Source organism: Pseudomonas sp. (assembly GCF_046581935.1).
GTDB lineage: Bacteria > Pseudomonadota > Gammaproteobacteria > Pseudomonadales > Pseudomonadaceae > Aquipseudomonas.
This window is the reverse complement of sequence record NZ_JAYGFK010000022.1, coordinates 36,859-55,617: the sequence shown is the minus strand read 5'-3', so window position 1 is coordinate 55,617 and position 18,759 is coordinate 36,859. Positions and strand designations below refer to the sequence as shown.

Here is an 18,759-nt window from a genome sequence, read left to right as displayed (position 1 = left end):
CTTCAATCCGGCCGTAGGTTGTCTTAACTGTGAGTAGGCAGTATCGACAACGACACATCCTATACAAAAATTCAATATTGTATAGCTTTTGTCTAAAGCGTAGCCTGACGCTGAGAAAACGAGGTAAATCATGACCACTCTTCACCCCATAGCCATCATTGGCACCGGCATCGCCGGCCTCTCTGCCGCGCAGACGCTGGATGCCGCCGGGCACCCGGTCCACCTGTTCGATAAAAGCCGCGGCAGTGGCGGTCGTATGGCCAGCAAACGCAGTGATGCCGGCGCACTGGATTTAGGCGCGCAGTACTTCACCGCCCGCGACCGCCGTTTTGTCGAAGTGGTGCAGCAGTGGCGAGCCCGTGGCTGGGTCGCCGAATGGACCCCCAGCCTCTATAACGCGCGCAACGGTTTGCTCAGCGCCTCGCCCGATGAGCAGACTCGCTGGGTCGGCAGCCCGCGCATGAGTGCCATTACCCGCGCCATGCTCGGCGCGCTGCCGGTGAACTTCTCTTGCCGCATCACCGAAGTGTTTCGCGGCGAGCAGCACTGGCATCTGCAGGATGCCGAAGGCAACAGCCACGGCCCATTCAGCCACGTGATCGTCGCTACACCAGCGCCGCAGGCCACAGCTTTGCTGTCCAGCGTGCCGAAACTGGCTGGGGCAGCCGCCAGCGTGGCCATGGACCCGACTTGGGCGGTCGCACTGGCATTCCCCACACCGCTGGAAACCAGAGTTGAAGGCTGCTTTGTACAGGACAGCCCACTCGACTGGCTGGCCCGTAATCGCAGCAAGCCAGCGCGCGACACGCAACTCGACACCTGGGTGCTGCACGCCACCAGCCAGTGGACCAAGCAGCATCTGGATATGCCCAAAGAACAGGTCATCGAGCACCTGCTAGGCGCCTTTGCCGAGCTGATTGGCTGCGCCGTGCCTGCCCCGGCGTTCAACCTGGCGCACCGCTGGCTGTATGCCCGCCCCGCTAGCGCGCATCAATGGGGTGTGCTGGCCGATGCCGATTTAGGCATTTATGCCTGCGGCGACTGGTGCCTGTCTGGCCGTGTAGAAGGCGCCTGGCTGAGTGGCCAGGAAGCCGCGCGACGCCTGCTCGAACACCTGCAATGAACGCTCAAGCACATGCCAAGCCGGGCAAACATCGGCTTAATCCGCGCAAGCTGCTGCTGTCGAAATGGACCGCCACACAGCCGCAGAACCGCGAGAAGCACTTTCTGGTGACTGAATTGTTTTGCGACGAAGAAGGCACGGTGCTGCAGATCGAACTGCAAGCCGTGCTCAACCAACGCTGCCAGCGTCTGGACTGGCGCGTACTGGAAAACCCCGAGCAATGGCGTATGGGCTGGAAGTAACAGCCTCATACACAAAGCCATACAGTAGTTGTACAAATATATTGACTTGTACAATTACAAACCTATGATGAACTCAAGTTGTACATCCATACGGATCTGTACAAGTCGTCATCAGAGGTTGCCCATGAGCCCAACACAAACCACCACTGGCAAACCTAAACTGGGCATCAGCGCCTGCCTGCTGGGTTCCGAGGTACGCTACAACGGCGGCCACAAGGAATCCCGCCTGTGCAGCCGCACCCTTACCGAGTATTTCGACTTCGCCCCCGTTTGCCCGGAAGTGGGCATCGGCATGAGCATCCCGCGAGAGCCCATTCGCCTAGTCGGCGACCCGCACGCGCCGCGCGCTGTCGGCGCAGTCAACCGTGAACAGGATGTCACCGCACCACTAACAGCTTATGGCGAGCGCATGGCCGCCGAGCTAACGGATATTTGCGGCTACATTTTTATGCAGCAGTCACCGTCCTGCGGCCTGCACCGGGTCAAGGTCTATCAAGACAACGGCCGGCCCAGCGAACCAGGGCGCGGCATCTTTGCCGAAGCCTTCTGCGCCAAGCACCCCAATCTGCCGGTGGAAGAAGATGGCCGCCTGAATGACCCGGTCCTGCGCGAGAACTTCATCACCCGTGTATTCGCCTACTCCGAGTGGCAACAGCTACTGCGCGAGGGCTTGAGCCGCAAGCGCCTGATCGACTTCCACTCGCGCTACAAATACCTGCTGATGGCCACCAACCCTCTGCAGTACAAGCTGCTCGGGCGCATGCTCGGTGACCTCGGCCAACATGACCTGAATGAGCTGGCCCCACGCTATTTCAGCGAGCTGATGAGCGCGCTGAAAAGCTGCGCCACCCGCCGCACCCACAGCAACGTGTTGCAGCACATCAGCGGCTACCTCAAGCAATCGCTAAGCAGCGAAGACAAACAGGAAATGCAGCAACTGATCGGCCAATACCGCCACGGCGTGGTGCCGCTGGTGGTGCCCATGACCCTGCTCAAGCACCACTTCCGCCGCCATCCAGACAGCTACATCGCGCAACAGGTGTACCTGCAGCCGCACCCGGAAAGCCTCAGCCTGCGTAACGCCCTATGAGCCCGCAACCGATCAGCGAGGGCGCTGCCGCCGACGATTACCAGGCGGCCATCTCCCAAGGCTTTATGCCGATCCGTGATGTGGCAAGGATCACCGGGGTCAACGCGGTTACCCTGCGCGCGTGGGAGCGGCGCTATGGTTTGATCGTGCCGCACCGTACGCCCAAGGGTCATAGGCTGTACTCGGATGACCATGTGGCGCGCATCCAGGCCATTCTCACCTGGCTCAATCGCGGCGTATCCGTCAGCCAGGTAAAAGGCTTGCTGCGCAGCAACCAGCCCGCACCGGCTGAAGCCAGCTCGCAATGGGAGGCCAAGCGCCAGCAATTACAGGAAGCCATCTGCAACCTTAACGAGCGTCGCCTCGACGATTGTTTCAACAGTGAATTGGCGCTCTACCCGCCGCATACCCTATGCCAGCAACTGCTGCTGCCGCTGCTCGAAGAGCTTGAGTTGCGCTGGCGCAATCAGTTCGGTGCGCAAGCTGAGCGAGTGTTCTTCTACTCCTGGCTGCGCAGCAAGCTCGGTGCCCGCCTGTATCACAACAACCGTCAGGCCAGCGGCGCGCCGCTGCTCCTGATCAACGCGTCCGACCTGCCCATGGCCCCCGGCTTGTGGCTGACCGCCTGGCTGGCGAGCAGCGCCGGGATTGCCGTCGACGTATTCGACTGGCCGCTACCGCCGCCCGAACTGGCTCTGGCGGTTGAGCACATTCAGCCACGCGCGGTGCTGCTGTATTCCAGCCAAGCTCTTAACAGCAGCCACCTGCAGCGCCTGCTCGGTGGTTATGACTGCCCATGCCTGCTGGTCGGGCAAGTGGTGCAGATCCACGCCGACGAATTAGCCGGCATAACCGTCCAGAACGCCGAATTGAGCCTGGCCGCCGACCCATTGGCGGCACTGCACAGCCTCAACGAACTCGATCTGCTGCACAGCTGACAGGATTCAACATGCTGCAATTGATGTGGTTCCGCACCGACCTGCGGGTACAAGACAACAGTGCCCTGGCCGCCGCCATGGCCAGCGGCCCGACTGTGGCGCTGTATCTGATCAGCCCCGGGCAGTGGCTGATGCATGACGATGCGCCGAGCAAAGTCGATTTCTGGCTGCGTAACCTCAAGGAGCTGGCCACCGAACTGGGCAAGCTAAATGTACCGCTGTTGCTACGTGAGGCTGACGACTGGAGCGCCGCACCGCAGGTCATCGCGGAGCTGTGTCAACAACTGCAAATCAGCGCCGTGCAGGTCAACGAAGAGTACGGCGTGCACGAAAGCCGTCGCGACCAGGCCGTGGCCAATGCGCTGGATGGAATAGGGGGCAATTTCAATAGCCATCTGGACCAGCTGTTCTTCAAACCCGGCAGCGTGCTGACCAAATCCGGCACGTACTTCCAGGTCTACAGCCAATTCCGTAAGGTCTGCTATCAGCGCCTGCACACGGCCCTGCCGGCGCGGGTCGCCACACCCAAGACGCAGGCATCGCTGGCGATCACTGGCGATGTCGTTCCCGAGCAGATCGCTGGCTTTTCTACACCCAGTGAAACTCTGCGACAGCTCTGGCCGGCCGGTGAAGCCGAGGCGCAGCGGCGCATGGATGACTTCGCCGCAGAGCAGATCGACTTCTACCAAACGGCCCGCGACCTTCCGGCCAAGCCCGGCACCAGCCAGCTCTCGGCCTACCTGGCTGCCGGTGTTATCTCGCCACGCCAATGCTTGCATGCCGCGCTGGCCGCCAATCAGGGCGAATTCGACAGCGGCAATGTCGGCGTGGTGACCTGGATTAACGAGCTGCTTTGGCGCGAGTTCTACAAGCACATTCTGGTCGGCTACCCGCGCGTGTCTATGCACCGCGCCTTCCGCCCGGAAACCGAGGCGCTGGCCTGGCGTAACGCGCCACTGGAACTGAAAGCCTGGCAAGAAGGCCGTACGGGCTTTCCGATTATTGATGCGGCGATGCGCCAACTGCTGGCCACCGGCTGGATGCACAACCGTCTACGGATGATCGTGGCGATGTTTCTGACCAAGAACCTGCTGATCGACTGGCGTGAAGGCGAGCGCTTTTTTATGCGTCACCTGATCGACGGTGATTTGGCGGCGAATAATGGTGGCTGGCAATGGAGCTCATCCACCGGCACCGACTCAGCGCCCTACTTCCGTATTTTCAACCCGCTTAGCCAGTCGCAGAAGTTCGACCCGGACGGCCGCTTTATCCGCCAGTGGCTGCCGGAGCTGGTGGGCCTGAACAAAACCAATATTCATAACCCGGCGGCCATGGGCGGCTTGTTCGGCATTGCCGACTACGCCACGCCGATTGTCGACCTGAGCAAGAGCCGCACACGTGCACTGGCCGCGTTCAAGAGCCTGCCGCACTTTGCGGGTACGGAGGCGCTATGAGCGACTTCCTGCGTCAATTCGCCCAGGACTTTGCCGGGCTGAATAAAAATAACCTCGACCGCCTGGGCCAGCTCTACAGCGACGACGCGCTGTTTTGCGACCCACTGCATGAAGTACGCGGGCTGGCCAATATGCAGCGCTACTTCGCCGAGATGTACGCCAACGTCAGCGAACTGCGCTTCGACTTCTATGGTTTTGACCAAGTGCGCGAGGGTGAAGGCTACCTGCGCTGGACCATGAGCTACCGCCACCCACGCCTGGCTAAAGGTCAATTGATCCGCGTGGAGGGCTGCTCGCACCTGCTATGGCACAGCAAGGTCTATCGTCACCGTGACTACTTCGACGCTGGCAGCCTGCTCTATGAGCACCTGCCCGTGCTCGGATCGGTAATTCGCTGGCTAAAACGGAGATTGGCATGAACGCGAACGCACGACGGATCTGGCTCACTGGAGCCAGTAGCGGTATCGGCGCTGCACTGGCCGAACAACTGCTGCAACAAGGTCATCGCCTGGCAATCAGTGCGCGCACCCTTGAGGCCTTGCAGGACCTGGCCAAACGCTATCCGCAGCAGGTATTGGTGGTCGCCGGTGATCTCAGCGATGCGACGCAAGTACAGGCCATCGGCGAGCACATTGCGCAGGTCTGGGGCGCCCTGGATTGCGCCATCCTCAATGCCGGCACCTGCGAATATGTCGAGGTCAAAGCCTTTGAAGCGGCGATGGTCGAGCGGGTGATACGCGCCAACGTGCTCTCTACAAGCTACTGCATCGAAGCCGCCCTGCCCTTGCTGCGCTTGGGCCATCGCCCGCATCTGGTCGGCGTAGGCAGCTCGGTAACCTTTATGCCGCTGCCGCGCGCCGAGGCCTACGGTGCCTCCAAGGCCGCCATACGCTACTTGATGGAAGCGCTGCGCATCGACCTGCGCGCCGAGAATATTGCCGTCACCCTGGTCAGCCCCGGTTTTGTCGACACGCCACTGACGCAGAAAAACGACTTCCCCATGCCCATGCGCTGGCCGGTGGATAAAGCCGCCCGCTATATCGCCGAGCGCCTGGCAGCCCAGCCTTTTGAAATCGCCTTTCCCGGCCCCTTTATCGCCATTCTCAAATTGCTTGGCTGCCTGCCCAAACGCTGGCAGGTAGCCCTCGGCGCGCGCATGGCCCGCACTGAAGCCAAGACCAAGGACAGCCTATGAAAATTGCCATTATCGGCAGCGGTATCGCCGGTTTAACCAGCGCCTACCTGCTTAACCGCCAGCATGACATCACTGTATTCGAGGCCGGCGACTGGATTGGCGGGCACACCCATACCGTGGATGTACAGGTCGATGGCCAGCACCATGCGGTGGACACCGGTTTTATTGTGTTCAACAACTGGACCTACCCGAATTTTATCCGCCTGCTCAGCCAACTGGGCGTGGGCTTCAAGGACACCGAGATGAGCTTCTCGGTGTGTGACCCGATCAGCGGCGTGGAATACAACGGGCATAACCTCAACAGCCTGTTCGCCCAGCGCAGCAACCTGGTATCACCGAAGTTCTGGGGCATGGTGCGCGATATCCTGCGGTTTAACCGCGAAGCGCTGGACGATTTGAACCAGCAACGCATCGCCAGCGACCTGACCCTGGGCGATTACCTCAAGGCCAAGGGCTACAGCAAACGCTTTATTGAGCATTACATCGTGCCCATGGGCGCAGCGATCTGGTCGATGTCGCTCAACGATATGCTCGGCTTCCCGCTGCAGTTCTTCGTGCGCTTCTTCAAAAATCACGGCCTGCTGTCAGTCAGTGATCGTCCGCAGTGGTGCGTGGTTGAGGGCGGCTCCAGCAGCTACATCGCGCCACTGACGCAATCGTTCAAGCAACATATCCGCCTCAACTGCCCGGTCAGCCGAGTCGAGCGTGATAGCAATGGCGTCACCCTGCACAGCGCCCAGGGAACTGAGCGCTTCGACAAAGTGGTGTTCGCCTGTCACAGCGACCAGGCTCTGGCGCTACTGGCCGAACCGACGCATGTCGAGCAAGAAATCCTCGGCGCGCTGCCCTATGCCGACAACGACGTAGTGCTGCACAGCGATACCCGCCTGCTGCCAAAACGGCCACTGGCCTGGGCCAGCTGGAACTACCGCTTGGGGGGCCCGGTTGGCCAATCAGCGGCGGTGACCTATGACATGAATATTCTGCAGGGCATCCAGAGCGACACCACCTTCTGCGTCAGCCTGAACCAGACCGCCTTTATCGACCCGAGCAAGATTCTCGCGCGCTATACCTATGCCCATCCGCAATACAGCTTGGCCGGCATGGCGGCGCAAGCGCGCTGGCAAGAGCTGCTCGGTGCCAATCACAGCTACTTCTGCGGCGCTTACTGGGCCAACGGTTTTCATGAAGATGGCGTGGTCAGTGCGCTGCGCGTGGCCCGTGAATTTGGCGAATCACTGTGATGAACAGTGCCCTGTATAGCGGCTGGGTGCAGCACCGACGCTTTACCCCGCGCCAGCACAACTTTCGCTACCGCATGGGCTTGCTGTACCTGGACCTGAGCGAGCAAGAACAGGTGCTCGCCCTGTCACCGCTGGCCGGCCGTGGGCGCTTTGCGCCGTTCGCCTTTCGCGAAACCGATTACCTGCCGCAGTTCACCAGTGCCGGCATGCGTTTGATTGACGCGGTGCGCCAACGTGTCAGCGAGGCACTAGGGCGCACGCCATTGGGCCACATCTGCCTGCTGACCCAGGCGCGCAGTTGGGGGCTGGCGTTCAACCCGGCTAGTTTTTTCTACTGCCATGAGGCCGATGGCAGCCTGGCGGCGATTCTCTGCGAAGTGAGTAACACGCCGTTCCGTGAGCGCTACCACTATGTAATACCGGCTGCAGGCACAGGCCATCAGCACGTGGCCGTCACCAAAGCGTTTCACGTATCGCCGTTTCTGCCGCGTGACCTGGAATACCGCATGAGCTTCAGCCCGGCTAGCGAGCGCCTGGGTATTCATATGGCCGACTGGCAGGCGGATGAGAAAGTCTTCGACGCCAGCCTCAGCCTGCAGCGCACAGAACTAACCCGCGCCAGCCTGCATCGCTACCTGCTGCAGTTCCCCTGGATGACCGGCAAAACCGTCGCAGCCATCTACTGGCAAGCCCTGCGCTTACTGCTCAAACGTATCCCCCTATTCACCCATCGGGCCGCTGAAGGTGATTTCCGCGTTGCCCGTCCCGCATCAAAGGAAGCGCCCCATGAAGACTCCTAACCTTGTTTCAGCCAAGGACAGCGTTCGCGCCGGCAGTGGCATCGGTGCCAGCCTGTTACGCCGAGCGGTTATGCGCCAGCTAAAGCAACTGCGCCATGGGCAACTGGTGATCGTCGAAGGTGAAGAACGCATGCAGTTCGGCGACGTTCACTCCAGCCTCTGCGCCGAAATTCAGGTATTGGATGGCGCGGTCTGGGGTTTGGTGGCGGGCAACGGCTCGATCGGCTCAGGCGAGGCTTATATCCACGGTTACTGGACCACCCCAGACCTGACAGCGGTAATCCGTGTATTCGTCAGCAACCTCGACGTCCTCGACGCCATGGAAAGCGGCCTGGCCCAGCTAGGCCGCCCGTTGATCCAAGGCCTGCACTGGCTCAACCGCAACACGCGTAAGGGCTCGCGCAAGAACATCTCGGCACACTACGATCTGGGCAACGACCTGTTCGAGCAGTTCCTCGACCCCAGCATGATGTACTCAGCCGCCATGTTCCGCAGCGCCGACGACAGCCTGGAGCAGGCGCAGCTGAACAAACTTGAGCGCATTTGCCAAAAGCTCGCCCTGAAACCCAGCGACCACCTGCTGGAAATCGGTACCGGCTGGGGCAGCATGGCGATCTATGCGGCGACTCACTATGGCTGCAAAGTCACCACCACCACACTGTCCCGCGAGCAGTTCGCCTACACCGAACAACGCATCCAGGCGCGCGGCCTGCAAGGACAAATCACCCTGCTGCTAGAGGATTACCGCGACCTCAGCGGGCAGTACGACAAGCTGGTCTCGATCGAGATGATCGAAGCCGTGGGCCACCGCTTCCTGCCCACCTACTTCGAGCAATGCGCCAACCTGCTGAAACCCGACGGGCTGATGCTGCTGCAAGCCATCACCATTCGTGACCAGCGCTATGAGCAGGCAAAAAGCGCTGTGGACTTTATCCAGCGCTATATCTTCCCCGGCGGCGCGCTGCCATCAGTCAACAAGATGCTGGAAATCGTCACCAGCAAAACCGACATGAACCTGCATCACCTGGAAGACTTCGGCCTGCACTACGCCCGTACCCTACGCATCTGGCACGACAACCTGCGCCAGGCACGGCACAAGCTGGAGCAGCAGGGCTACGACGACTACTTCTTCCGCCTGTGGGAGTTCTACCTGTGCTATTGCGAGGGCGGCTTTATCGAGCGCACCATCGGCACCGCGCAACTGCTGCTGGCCAAACCAGCAGCACGTCCGGCTCCGTTATTAGGGAATATTGATGCCTAAATTGATCGCCAACACCCTACTGTTTCAGCTCGGCTGGTTCGCCTGCATATTCGGCGGCGACAGCCTGTGGCTGCTGATTGTTGCCGGTGTGTTGGCGGTGCATCTGTTGTGGACCAGCAGTTGGGCAGCCGAGGGCAAGTTGCTGGTCAGCGTGTTTATCGCCGGCAGCGCGCTGGACAGCTTTCTGCTTAACCTCGGAGTGTTTGATTTCGGCGAGCCACGTACCTTGATTCCGCTGTGGCTGGCCTGCCTGTGGCTGCTCCTGGCAACAACCCTCAATCATTGCCTGGCCTGGACGGCACAACCCTGGTGGCACGGCAGCCTGCTAGGGACCATCGGCGCACCACTGTCCTATTACGGCGGCGCACAAATAGCCGGCGTCGGCCTGCCTTATGGCACCTGGCAGACCCTGCTACTGATCGGCGCAATCTGGGCCGTAGTGATGCCCGTGCTGCACGGCTTCGCCAAACTCTATCGCAGCCAATACGAACAAAGCCTGCGTACTCGCCAGTCGGCTTAGGTTGGTAAGTTTCTTGTAGCCCGGATGCAATCCGGGGCAGCGATGGTGGCTATAGACTGCATTCCCGGATTTTATCCGGGCTACAGCGCGCGCAGGCTTCGCTGGATGGATAAAAAATCACCCGTCCTACGTCGGCTGCAGGCTTCGCCATAACGCCGATGGCGTACACTGCGCGGCATGAGCCAACAGATCCCGCACACCCAACTTCCAAGCGAACCAGCCGTCAGCTGCAGCAACTGTGCGGCCTGCTGCTGCCAACTGGAAGTCATGCTGATCACCGATACCGGCGTGCCTAAACGCTTTATCGATACCGATGACTGGGGCGGCGAAGTGATGCTGCGCCTGGACGATGGCTGGTGCGCAGCACTGGACCGCAACAGCATGCGCTGCACCATCTACGAAGTGCGCCCGCTGATCTGCCGCGAATTCGAAACTGCATCGCCCGAATGCCTGGATGAGCGCCAATTCATGGCCAGTATCTACCGCTAAGCGTGCCTTCTAGCTGAGATACAACTGCAGATCACTGGCGTTTTTTAACGCCGCCTCGCTAGAACCTCATGCAGCAATGCAGGGTGATAGGTCATGGCTAAACCCACTACGGCAATGCGCAGACCTGTACAGCCTCACCCCAAAGCTGGGGTAGCACGTGCTGCATGGCCTGTGGTTCGGCGCTGGACCAAAACTGCGCAGGCTGCGCCGGCCCAGTTGCCAGCAGATCACGCTCTGCAAGTAACCGTTGCACCTGGCGCGCCACGGCTGCGCCGGTGTCGATCAGGCTGACCGAGTCGGGCACCATGGTGCGCAGCAGCGGTTTGAGAAAAGGGTAATGGGTACAGCCGAGAATCAGCGTATCGCAGCCCTCAGCCAATAGCGGCGCGACATAGCCCTGCAACAGCTCGCGAGTGGCGGCGCTCTCCAACTCGCCCGCTTCGATGCGCTCGACCAGCCCCGGACAAGGCTGGGTAATCACCCGCACATCGCTGGCAAAGCGGTCGAGCAAGGCGGCGAATTTGGCGCTTTTCAACGTACCGGTGGTGGCCAGCACGCCGACCACGCCGCTCTGGGTAGCGGCAGCTGCCGGCTTAACCGCAGGCTCCATGCCCACCAACGGCAGCTGCGGGTAAAACTCACGCAACTCGGCAACTCCGGCTACCGTAGCGGTATTACAGGCCAGCACCAGCGCCTTCGCGCCTTGCGCAAGGAGGAACTCAGCCAGCGCCCGGCAACGCTCGCGGATAAACTCAGGGCTCTTTTCGCCATAGGGCACATGGCCGCTGTCGGCGATATACAGCAACGATTCGTTGGGCAATAAACTGCGAATCTCACGCAGCACCGACAAGCCACCGACGCCGGAATCGAATACGCCAATCGGCGCGTTCCTTAATGGCTTACTGGGCATGGCTGCCACACACGCTGCAACCCGGATCGCGCTTGACCCGCAGCTCACGGAAGCGGCTACCGAGGGCATCAATAAGCAGCAAACGCCCGACCAGCGGCTCGCCAAATTGCGCCAGCAACTTCAAGGCCTCCAGCGCCTGCAAACTACCGACCAAACCCACCAGCGGGCCAACCACACCGGCTTCGCTGCAGGTCAACTCGGCTTCACTGCCATGCCCGTAAATGCAGTGGTAACAGGGGCTGTCATCACGCTGCGGATCGAACACCGCCAGCTGCCCCTCCAAGCGAATGGCCGCACCGCTGACCAGCGGCACCTTGGCCGCCACGCAGGCGGCATTGACCGCTTCGCGGGTGCTGAAGTTATCCGAACAATCCAGCACCACATCGACCGCCGCTACAGCGGCAGCCAGCGAGTCACTGTCCAGCCCTTGGCGATGCGCCTGCAAGCGCAACTGCGGATTAATTGCCAGCAGACGCTGGCTCGCCGAATCGACCTTGCTGTGGCCAATACTGGCGGTGTCATGAATGATCTGCCGCTGCAGATTGGTCAGGTCGACCGTATCAAAATCTGCCAAATGCAACTCGCCAACGCCTGCTGCAGCCAGATACAGCGCCACCGGCGAGCCCAGCCCGCCCAGGCCAATGATTAGCGCGCGGCTGTGCTTGAGGCGCAACTGACCGTCGATATCGATCTGGGGCAAGAGGATCTGCCGGCTGTAACGCAGCAGCTCCTCATCATTCAGCATGTCTTCCGGGTTCATGGCATCACTCATTATCGAAGCGGCCCAGACTAATCCGCTCATGGCCGCCCAGGTCACGCCGGCTCTCCACCGCGCTAAAACCGCGAACGCGGAGCAACTCACGCACTGCTGCAGCCTGATCGAAGCCGTGCTCCAAGAGCAACCAGCCGGCCGTTTCAAGATAGCCCGGAGCCTGCTCAATGATCAGGCGAATATCGTCCAGGCCATCCGCACCCGCCACCAGTGCACTGCTCGGTTCGAAGCGCACATCGCCTTCGGCCAAATGGCGATCATCGGCGGCGATATACGGCGGATTGCTGACAATCAGTTGGAAGTGCTGGCCCGCCAGCGCGCTAAACCAATGGCTCTCGACAAAGTTGGCATTCGCCAGCTGCAGCCGCTCACGGTTGCGTTCAGCCAAAGCCACCGCGTCAGGGATACGATCGACGCCCGTGACCCGCCAGGCCGGGCGCTCGCTCGCCAAGGCCAGGGCAATCGCCCCCGTGCCAGTGCCAAGGTCTAATAAACCCGCAGGTGTGGCCGGCAGCAATGTAAGGGCGGTTTCCACCAGCAACTCAGTGTCCGGGCGCGGAATCAGGGTGTGTTCAGCGACCTCAAGCTCCAGGCTCCAGAAGCCCTGCTGACCGAGGATATACGCCACCGGCTCGCCAGCCTGACGCCGCGCCAGCGCCGCCTGATAACGCTCAAGCTGTGCCGCATCAAGCTCACGCTCGGGCCAGGTGTGCAGGTAACTGCGCGACTTGCCCAGCACATGGGCGAGCAATAGCTCAGCGTCCAAGCGCGGGGTTGGTGAGTCGGGTAAGGCGGCTTGGTTAAGCAGGGATTCGATGGTGGCCATGGCATTTATTCCGTAGCCCGGATGCACTCCGGGACAGGCTTCAACAGGCGCTCCCGGGTTACATCCGGGCTACGCGGAAGCGCGAATCAGTCGCCCAGCGCCGCCAACTGGTCAGCCTGGTATTCAACCAGCAATGGCTCGATGATCGCCTCAACACCGCCAGCAATCACCTCGTTGAGCGAATACAGGGTCAGGTTGATGCGGTGATCGGTGACTCGCCCTTGCGGGAAGTTGTACGTGCGAATGCGCTCGGAGCGGTCGCCGGAGCCGACCAGCAATTTGCGCGAATCGGAAATTTCCTTGTGCGCGGCAGCTTCCTGCTGGTCCTTCAACTTAGCTGCCAACCAGGCCATAGCCTTGGCGCGGTTCTTATGCTGCGAACGCTCTTCCTGGCATTCCACCACAGTGCCGGTGGGAATGTGGGTGATGCGGATCGCCGAATCGGTGGTGTTAACGTGCTGGCCACCCGCGCCCGAGGAGCGGTAGGTATCCACACGCAAGTCGGCCGGGTTGATATCGATGGCCATCTGCTCGTCCGGCTCGGGCAACACCGCCACGGTGCAGGCAGACGTATGAATCCGGCCTTGCGACTCAGTTTCCGGCACGCGCTGTACACGGTGCGCGCCGGACTCGAATTTGAGTTTGCCGTAAACGTTATCGCCCTCAACCCGGGCAATCACTTCTTTATAACCGCCGTGCTCGCCTTCACTCGCCGACAAAACCTCAACCCGCCAGCCCTGCTTCTCGGCATAACGCGAGTACATACGGAACAAGTCGCCAGAGAAAATCGCCGCCTCGTCGCCACCGGTGCCGGCACGTACCTCAAGGAATACGTTGCGCCCGTCATTCGGGTCTTTGGGCAGCAGCATGCGTTGCAGCGCGGCTTCCAGCTCAATCAGTTGTTGTTTGGCCTCGGCGACTTCTTCTTCGGCCATTTCACGCATGTCCGGGTCGCTGTCCTTGAGCAGCGCCTGTGCGCCTTCAAGATCGCCTTGCACCTTACGGAAAGAGCTAAAGGCCTGGTAAACCGGCTCAATCTCGGCGTATTCCTTGGAGTAAGCGCGGAACTGCGTCTGGTTGCTGATCACTTCGCCATCGCCAAGCAACGCTGTCAGCTCTTCGAAACGATCCTGCAACAGGTCGAGTTTATTGATCAGTGACGCTTTCATTGCAGACCTTTATTTATTAGCCGAGCTGCTATGGGTAGAAGCAGGCGGCACGCCCTCGTCGAGGGCAAACAGTTCTTGAGCAACACCCAGCGCGTCAACGCGGCCGTCAGCAGAGAATTTTTTCAGCTGCACACTGGGCGCATGCAGCAATTTGTTGGTCAGGCCACGGGCCAATTGCGCCAGTACATCCTCGGCCGATGCGCCATTGCCGAGTTGGCGCAAGGCCTTGCTCAGCTCTTCGTCACGCAAGCGTTCAGCCTGTTGCCGATAGGCCTTGAGCACATCCACCGCCGCCAGCTCGCGCAGGCGCTGCATAAAATCCTGAGCGCCAACGCTGACCAGCTCCTCAGCCGCTTCGGCCGCGCCTTGGCGGCTCTTGAGGTTTTCCGCAATCACCTCATGCAGGTCATCAACGGTGTACAGGTAGACGTCATCCAGATCGCCAACTTCCGGCTCGATGTCGCGCGGCACGGCAATGTCGACCATAAAGATCGGCTTATGCTTACGCTGCTTCAGCGCACGCTCCACGGCACCTTTGCCGAGAATCGGCAGCTGGCTGGCAGTAGAGCTGATGACGATGTCACTGTTAACCAGTTCGTCAGGGATTTCCGAGAGCAACACCGCATGCGCACCGAACTGCTCGGCCAGATTGCTGGCGCGCTCCAGGGTGCGGTTGGCCACCACAATACGTTTGATGCCCTGATCGTGCAGATGCCGGGCGACCAGGCTGATGGTCTCGCCCGCACCGATTAGCAGTGCTTGACTGCGGTGCAAATCAGTAAAGATCTGTTTGGCCAGGCTAACCGCCGCAAAAGCGACTGAGACCGGGTTCTCGCCAATGGCGGTATCGGTGCGTACGGTCTTAGCGGTACTGAAAGTCGCCTGAAACAAGCGCCCAAGCAGCGGCCCGAGGGTGCCGGCCTCACGGGCCACGGCAAACGCCGACTTCATCTGGCCGAGAATCTGTGGCTCGCCAAGGACCATGGAATCCAGCCCCGAGGCCACACGCATCATATGCCGTACGGCTTCGTCATCGGCGTGGATATAGGCGCAAGCACGCAACTCTTCGAGGCTCAAATGATGATAATTAGCCAGCCAAGCCAAGACTTCGTCGGCGCTCAGCTCGTCCTGTTCCAGGTACAGCTCGCTGCGATTGCAGGTCGAAAGAATCGCTGCTTCACGGCTGCTAGTACGCTGACAAAGCTGCTGCAAAGCCTCAACCAACTGCTCGGGAGTGAAAGCCACGCGTTCGCGGACATCCACCGAGGCGGTCTTATGGTTGATACCGAGGGCAATAAAGGCCATGCAAGATCGCTGACAGGGAGTGGAAGCCGGCAATTGTCCTACTTCAGCAAAGCGAGAACAACTACCGCGACCTATTGTCCTAATAGCCAGGTTTATCCGACTCACTCAGGATCATGGCCGCCCATGGGCTTGCCTCGGCGCTTGTGTCATGATGCCCAAACCCGCAGGTTGGCCACATACTCTTCCTATGAATAGATCCTTAGCTTTGCTGACTGCCGCTGCATTTTTAAGCGGTTGCCAGACGTTTGCACCCTCCGCCCCGGATGGCACACCACCCGTGGAAGACCCAGCTGTCGTCGCGCCGCCCGCGCAGCCGCAGGTTTATCGCTCGTTCAGCGAAGAAACCCTGCTATCGCTGCTGACCGCAGAGCTAGCCGGCCAACGCAATCGCTTCGACATTGCCTTGGACAACTATGTGCAGCAGGCCAAGAGCACTCAGGACGCTGGCGTCGCCGAGCGCGGTTTTCGCATAGCCGAATACCTAGGCGCAGAGCAACCAGCCCTGGAAACCAGCCTGCTGTGGGCCAAGACCGCGCCTGAGAATATCGACGCGTTGCGTGCTGCAGCCGTGCAACTGGCTCGCGCCGGCCGCTACGACGAATCCATGACGTTTATGGAAAAAGTGCTGCAGCGCCAAGGCGACACGCATTTCGACTTCCTCGCCCTCTCCGCTGCTGAAACAGACCCAGACACCCGCGCCGGGCTGCTGCAGAGTTTTGATCGCCTGCAAGCGAAATACCCGGACAACAACCAACTGCAATTCGGCAAAGCCCTGTTACTGCAACAGGATGGTCGCCCCGAGGAAGCACTGGCGATTCTTGAGCAGCAACCCAGCAAGAACCGCCCGATTGCCTCGATTCTGCTGCACGCACGCCTGCTGCAAAGCCTGGAGCGCAACGACGACGCCCTGCCTCTGCTGGAAAAAGCCATCAACCAGTACCCGGACGACAAGCGCCTGCGCCTGACCTACGCCCGCCTGCTGGTTGCCGAGAATCGCCTGGACGATGCCAAGGGCGAGTTTGCCTCGCTGCTGCAGCAAAACCCTAACGACGACGACCTGCGCTTCTCCCTAGCGCTGGTCTGCCTGGAAGCCCAGGCCTGGAAGGAAGCAATTGTCTACCTCGAAGAACTGATTGAGCGCGGCAGTCATAGCGATGCAGCGCACTACAACCTGGCCCGCGCCTATGAAGAGCTCGGCGACACACCCAGCGCCCTGATCGAATACGCGCTAGTCGGCCCCGGCAATGATTACTTGTCCGCCCAAGCCCGTCAGACGGAACTGCTATTCAAACAACAGCGCGCAGATGACGCCGCCGAACGCCTGCACCAGGCCCGCGAAAACCAACCCGACTACGCCATCCAGCTGTACCTGATCGAGGCGGAAGCCTGGTCCAAGCTGCACAACACCGAGCGCGCCTGGCAGGTTATTCAACAAGCATTGGAGCAGTTCCCGGAAGACCTCAACCTGCTCTACACCCGCGCCATGCTGGCGGAAAAACGCGGGGACCTAGCCCGACTTGAGGCAGACCTGCGCTTTATCCTGGAACGCGAACCTGACAACGCCATGGCCCTAAACGCCTTGGGCTACACCCTGGCAGACCGCACCACGCGCTACGCCGAGGCCAAACAACTGATCGAACAGGCACACCAGCTCACACCGCAAGACCCAGCCATTCTCGACAGCCTCGGCTGGGTCAATTACCGCATGGGCAACCTGGATGAAGCCGAACGCCTGCTACGCAAGGCCATGAAGGAATTCCCCGACCACGAAGTGGCCGCCCACCTGGGCGAAGTGTTGTGGGCACAAGGCAAACAGAAGGAAGCGCTCGATCTCTGGCGCGAAGCCCTGAAACAGCAGCCTGACAGTGAAATTCTGCGCAGCACCTTGCTGCGCCTGACCGGAGCAGAGACGCTTTGATGCTTGCGCGCCACCTGATAGTTTTCAGCCTGATCACCTTACTCGCCGGCTGCGCCGGCCTGACCTCCCGCGAAGCCCTCGAAGGCCAGGGCAACGCGCAAAGCTGGCAGGCGCATAAACAGCAAATCAGCAGCCTGGATGCCTGGCAGATCAATGGCAAAGTGGGTATTCGCGCCGCCAAAGACTCAGGCAGCGGCACCCTGTTTTGGCTGCAGCGCCAGGACTACTACGACATTCGCTTGTCCGGCCCGCTAGGTCGCGGTGCCGCCCGACTGACCGGCCGTCCTGGCGATGTCCTTCTGGAAGTGGCCAACCAGGGCCGTTATCGAGCCGCATCACCGGAACAACTGCTGCAAGCGCAACTAGGCCTGAACCTGCCGGTTTCACATCTACTGTGGTGGATTCGCGGCCTGCCCGCCCCTGACAGCAAAAGCCGCCTGAATCTCGACAACCAAAGCCATCTGGCCCAACTGAGCCAGGACGGCTGGAATGTCGAGTACCTCAGCTACACCGAACAGAATGGCTTCTGGCTGCCAGAACGGATCAAGCTGAGCGGCTTTGATCTGCAAGTCACCCTGGTGATCAAGGACTGGCAACCGCGCCAGCTCGGTCAATGAGCAGCCCGGCAATTCCCGCCGCTGCCGAATTGATTCTGCCGGCACCGGCCAAGCTCAACCTAATGTTGCACATTCTCGGTCGCCGCGCCGACGGCTACCACGAACTGCAAACCCTGTTTCAGTTTCTCGATTTTGCCGATGAGCTGGGCTTTGCCTTGCGCCAAGATGGTGTGATCCAGCTACATACGCCTATCGACGGCGTACCGCATGACAGCAACCTGATCGTGCGGGCCGCGCGCCTACTGCAACAGCAAACCAACTGCCCGCTGGGCGCTGACATCTGGCTCGACAAACGCCTGCCCATGGGCGGCGGCATTGGCGGCGGCAGCTCAGACGCAGCAACCACCCTGCTCGGCCTCAAGCACTTATGGCAGCTTGACTGCAGCGAAGACCAACTCGCCGATCTAGGTCTGCAGCTCGGCGCAGATGTCCCGGTATTCGTGCGCGGCCACGCGGCTTTTGCCGAAGGTGTAGGCGAAAAGCTGCAGCCGGTGACCCTGAACGAACCCTGGTTTCTCGTCGCAATTCCGCAAGTGCTTGTCAGTACTGCGGAAATTTTCTCTGACCCCGAGTTGACACGGGATACGCCGCCCATTAAAGTTCGCAGCCTTCTTGAGGGGGGTGGTCGTAACGACTGCCAGCCGGTAGTTCAGAAGCGTTACCCAGAAGTTCGTAACGCTTTGATCTTGTTGAACAAATTTGTTCCAACTCGATTAACCGGCACTGGAGCTTGTGTGTTTGGGAGCTTCCCAAACCAGGACGATGCTGATAAAGTCGCCCGCCAACTTCCAGCCACTTTGCCAAGTTTTACTGCCCAAGGCCGTAACATCTCGATGTTGCACCGCAAGCTGGAAAAATTGACCAAGAAGTGATTCAAGTTGGTTAG

At 60.4% G+C, this 18,759-nt stretch carries 20 protein-coding genes; 15 read left to right on the top strand and 5 right to left on the bottom strand.

What is annotated here, in order from left to right:
• Positions 1-130 precede the first annotated feature (130 nt).
• The 12 genes from VCA57_RS19840 to VCA57_RS19785 all read left to right on the top strand — a co-directional run bounded on the left by VCA57_RS19840 (position 131) and on the right by VCA57_RS19785 (position 10,356).
• On the top strand, positions 131-1,123 hold the full coding sequence (locus VCA57_RS19840; protein ID WP_411186866.1) for an NAD(P)/FAD-dependent oxidoreductase: 993 nt from the start codon (positions 131-133) through the stop codon (positions 1,121-1,123).
• Positions 1,120-1,365 carry a TIGR02450 family Trp-rich protein gene (locus tag VCA57_RS19835; protein WP_411186864.1) on the top strand — a complete coding sequence of 82 codons (246 nt, stop codon included), beginning with the start codon at positions 1,120-1,122 and terminating at the stop codon, positions 1,363-1,365. The genes VCA57_RS19840 and VCA57_RS19835 overlap by 4 nt, the downstream gene beginning before the upstream one ends.
• A 124-nt stretch (positions 1,366-1,489) precedes the next feature.
• Complete coding sequence (locus VCA57_RS19830; RefSeq protein WP_411186862.1) at positions 1,490-2,455, top strand: YbgA family protein; 966 nt, start codon at positions 1,490-1,492, stop codon at positions 2,453-2,455.
• On the top strand, positions 2,452-3,393 hold the full coding sequence (locus VCA57_RS19825; protein WP_411186860.1) for a MerR family transcriptional regulator: 942 nt from the start codon (positions 2,452-2,454) through the stop codon (positions 3,391-3,393). Before VCA57_RS19830 ends, VCA57_RS19825 begins: the two co-directional genes overlap by 4 nt.
• 14 nt (positions 3,394-3,407) lie before the next feature.
• Complete coding sequence (gene phrB, locus VCA57_RS19820) at positions 3,408-4,847, top strand: deoxyribodipyrimidine photo-lyase (RefSeq protein ID WP_411186912.1); 1,440 nt, start codon at positions 3,408-3,410, stop codon at positions 4,845-4,847.
• Positions 4,844-5,266 (top strand): nuclear transport factor 2 family protein, encoded by a 423-nt coding sequence (locus tag VCA57_RS19815; protein ID WP_411186858.1) that lies wholly within the window; start codon positions 4,844-4,846, stop codon positions 5,264-5,266. The genes phrB and VCA57_RS19815 overlap by 4 nt, the downstream gene beginning before the upstream one ends.
• A complete protein-coding gene (locus VCA57_RS19810) occupies positions 5,263-6,042 on the top strand; it encodes an SDR family NAD(P)-dependent oxidoreductase (RefSeq protein WP_411186856.1) in 780 nt (259 codons plus the stop codon). Before VCA57_RS19815 ends, VCA57_RS19810 begins: the two co-directional genes overlap by 4 nt.
• Positions 6,039-7,286: an NAD(P)/FAD-dependent oxidoreductase gene (locus VCA57_RS19805; protein ID WP_411186854.1), complete on the top strand. Its 1,248-nt coding sequence runs from the start codon at positions 6,039-6,041 to the stop codon at positions 7,284-7,286. Before VCA57_RS19810 ends, VCA57_RS19805 begins: the two co-directional genes overlap by 4 nt.
• A complete protein-coding gene (locus VCA57_RS19800; RefSeq protein WP_411186852.1) occupies positions 7,286-8,086 on the top strand; it encodes a DUF1365 domain-containing protein in 801 nt (266 codons plus the stop codon). Before VCA57_RS19805 ends, VCA57_RS19800 begins: the two co-directional genes overlap by 1 nt.
• On the top strand, positions 8,073-9,347 hold the full coding sequence (locus VCA57_RS19795; RefSeq protein ID WP_411186850.1) for a class I SAM-dependent methyltransferase: 1,275 nt from the start codon (positions 8,073-8,075) through the stop codon (positions 9,345-9,347). Before VCA57_RS19800 ends, VCA57_RS19795 begins: the two co-directional genes overlap by 14 nt.
• Positions 9,340-9,867, top strand: coding sequence for a DUF2878 domain-containing protein (locus VCA57_RS19790; RefSeq protein WP_411186848.1), 528 nt, complete (start codon positions 9,340-9,342; stop codon positions 9,865-9,867). The genes VCA57_RS19795 and VCA57_RS19790 overlap by 8 nt, the downstream gene beginning before the upstream one ends.
• A 177-nt stretch (positions 9,868-10,044) precedes the next feature.
• Positions 10,045-10,356 (top strand): YkgJ family cysteine cluster protein, encoded by a 312-nt coding sequence (locus tag VCA57_RS19785; protein ID WP_411186846.1) that lies wholly within the window; start codon positions 10,045-10,047, stop codon positions 10,354-10,356.
• Positions 10,357-10,462: 106 nt separating this feature from the next.
• Here the strand turns inward: VCA57_RS19785 and murI are convergent, their stop codons facing one another.
• The 5 genes from murI to hemA all read right to left on the bottom strand — a co-directional run bounded on the left by murI (position 10,463) and on the right by hemA (position 15,338).
• Positions 10,463-11,266, bottom strand: coding sequence for a glutamate racemase (murI, locus tag VCA57_RS19780; protein WP_411186844.1), 804 nt, complete (start codon positions 11,264-11,266; stop codon positions 10,463-10,465).
• A complete protein-coding gene (locus tag VCA57_RS19775; RefSeq protein WP_411186910.1) occupies positions 11,256-12,011 on the bottom strand; it encodes a molybdopterin-synthase adenylyltransferase MoeB in 756 nt (251 codons plus the stop codon). The genes murI and VCA57_RS19775 overlap by 11 nt, the downstream gene beginning before the upstream one ends.
• 19 nt (positions 12,012-12,030) lie before the next feature.
• Positions 12,031-12,864, bottom strand: coding sequence for a peptide chain release factor N(5)-glutamine methyltransferase (prmC, locus tag VCA57_RS19770; RefSeq protein ID WP_411186842.1), 834 nt, complete (start codon positions 12,862-12,864; stop codon positions 12,031-12,033).
• A gap of 86 nt (positions 12,865-12,950) precedes the next feature.
• Positions 12,951-14,033: a peptide chain release factor 1 gene (gene prfA, locus VCA57_RS19765; RefSeq protein WP_411186840.1), complete on the bottom strand. Its 1,083-nt coding sequence runs from the start codon at positions 14,031-14,033 to the stop codon at positions 12,951-12,953.
• Between the two features lie 9 nt (positions 14,034-14,042).
• Positions 14,043-15,338, bottom strand: coding sequence for a glutamyl-tRNA reductase (gene hemA, locus VCA57_RS19760; RefSeq protein WP_411186838.1), 1,296 nt, complete (start codon positions 15,336-15,338; stop codon positions 14,043-14,045).
• 187 nt (positions 15,339-15,525) lie between these two features.
• Between hemA and VCA57_RS19755 the strand changes: the two genes are divergently transcribed.
• From VCA57_RS19755 to ispE, 3 genes are read left to right on the top strand one after another with little or no spacing between them, the layout of a single operon-like run.
• Positions 15,526-17,256, top strand: a complete 1,731-nt coding sequence (locus tag VCA57_RS19755; protein ID WP_411186836.1) for a tetratricopeptide repeat protein — start codon at positions 15,526-15,528, stop codon at positions 17,254-17,256.
• Positions 17,256-17,873, top strand: a complete 618-nt coding sequence (gene lolB, locus VCA57_RS19750; protein ID WP_411186834.1) for a lipoprotein insertase outer membrane protein LolB — start codon at positions 17,256-17,258, stop codon at positions 17,871-17,873. Before VCA57_RS19755 ends, lolB begins: the two co-directional genes overlap by 1 nt.
• On the top strand, positions 17,870-18,745 hold the full coding sequence (gene ispE, locus VCA57_RS19745) for a 4-(cytidine 5'-diphospho)-2-C-methyl-D-erythritol kinase (RefSeq protein WP_411186832.1): 876 nt from the start codon (positions 17,870-17,872) through the stop codon (positions 18,743-18,745). The genes lolB and ispE overlap by 4 nt, the downstream gene beginning before the upstream one ends.
• The last annotated feature ends 14 nt before the right edge of the window (positions 18,746-18,759 follow it).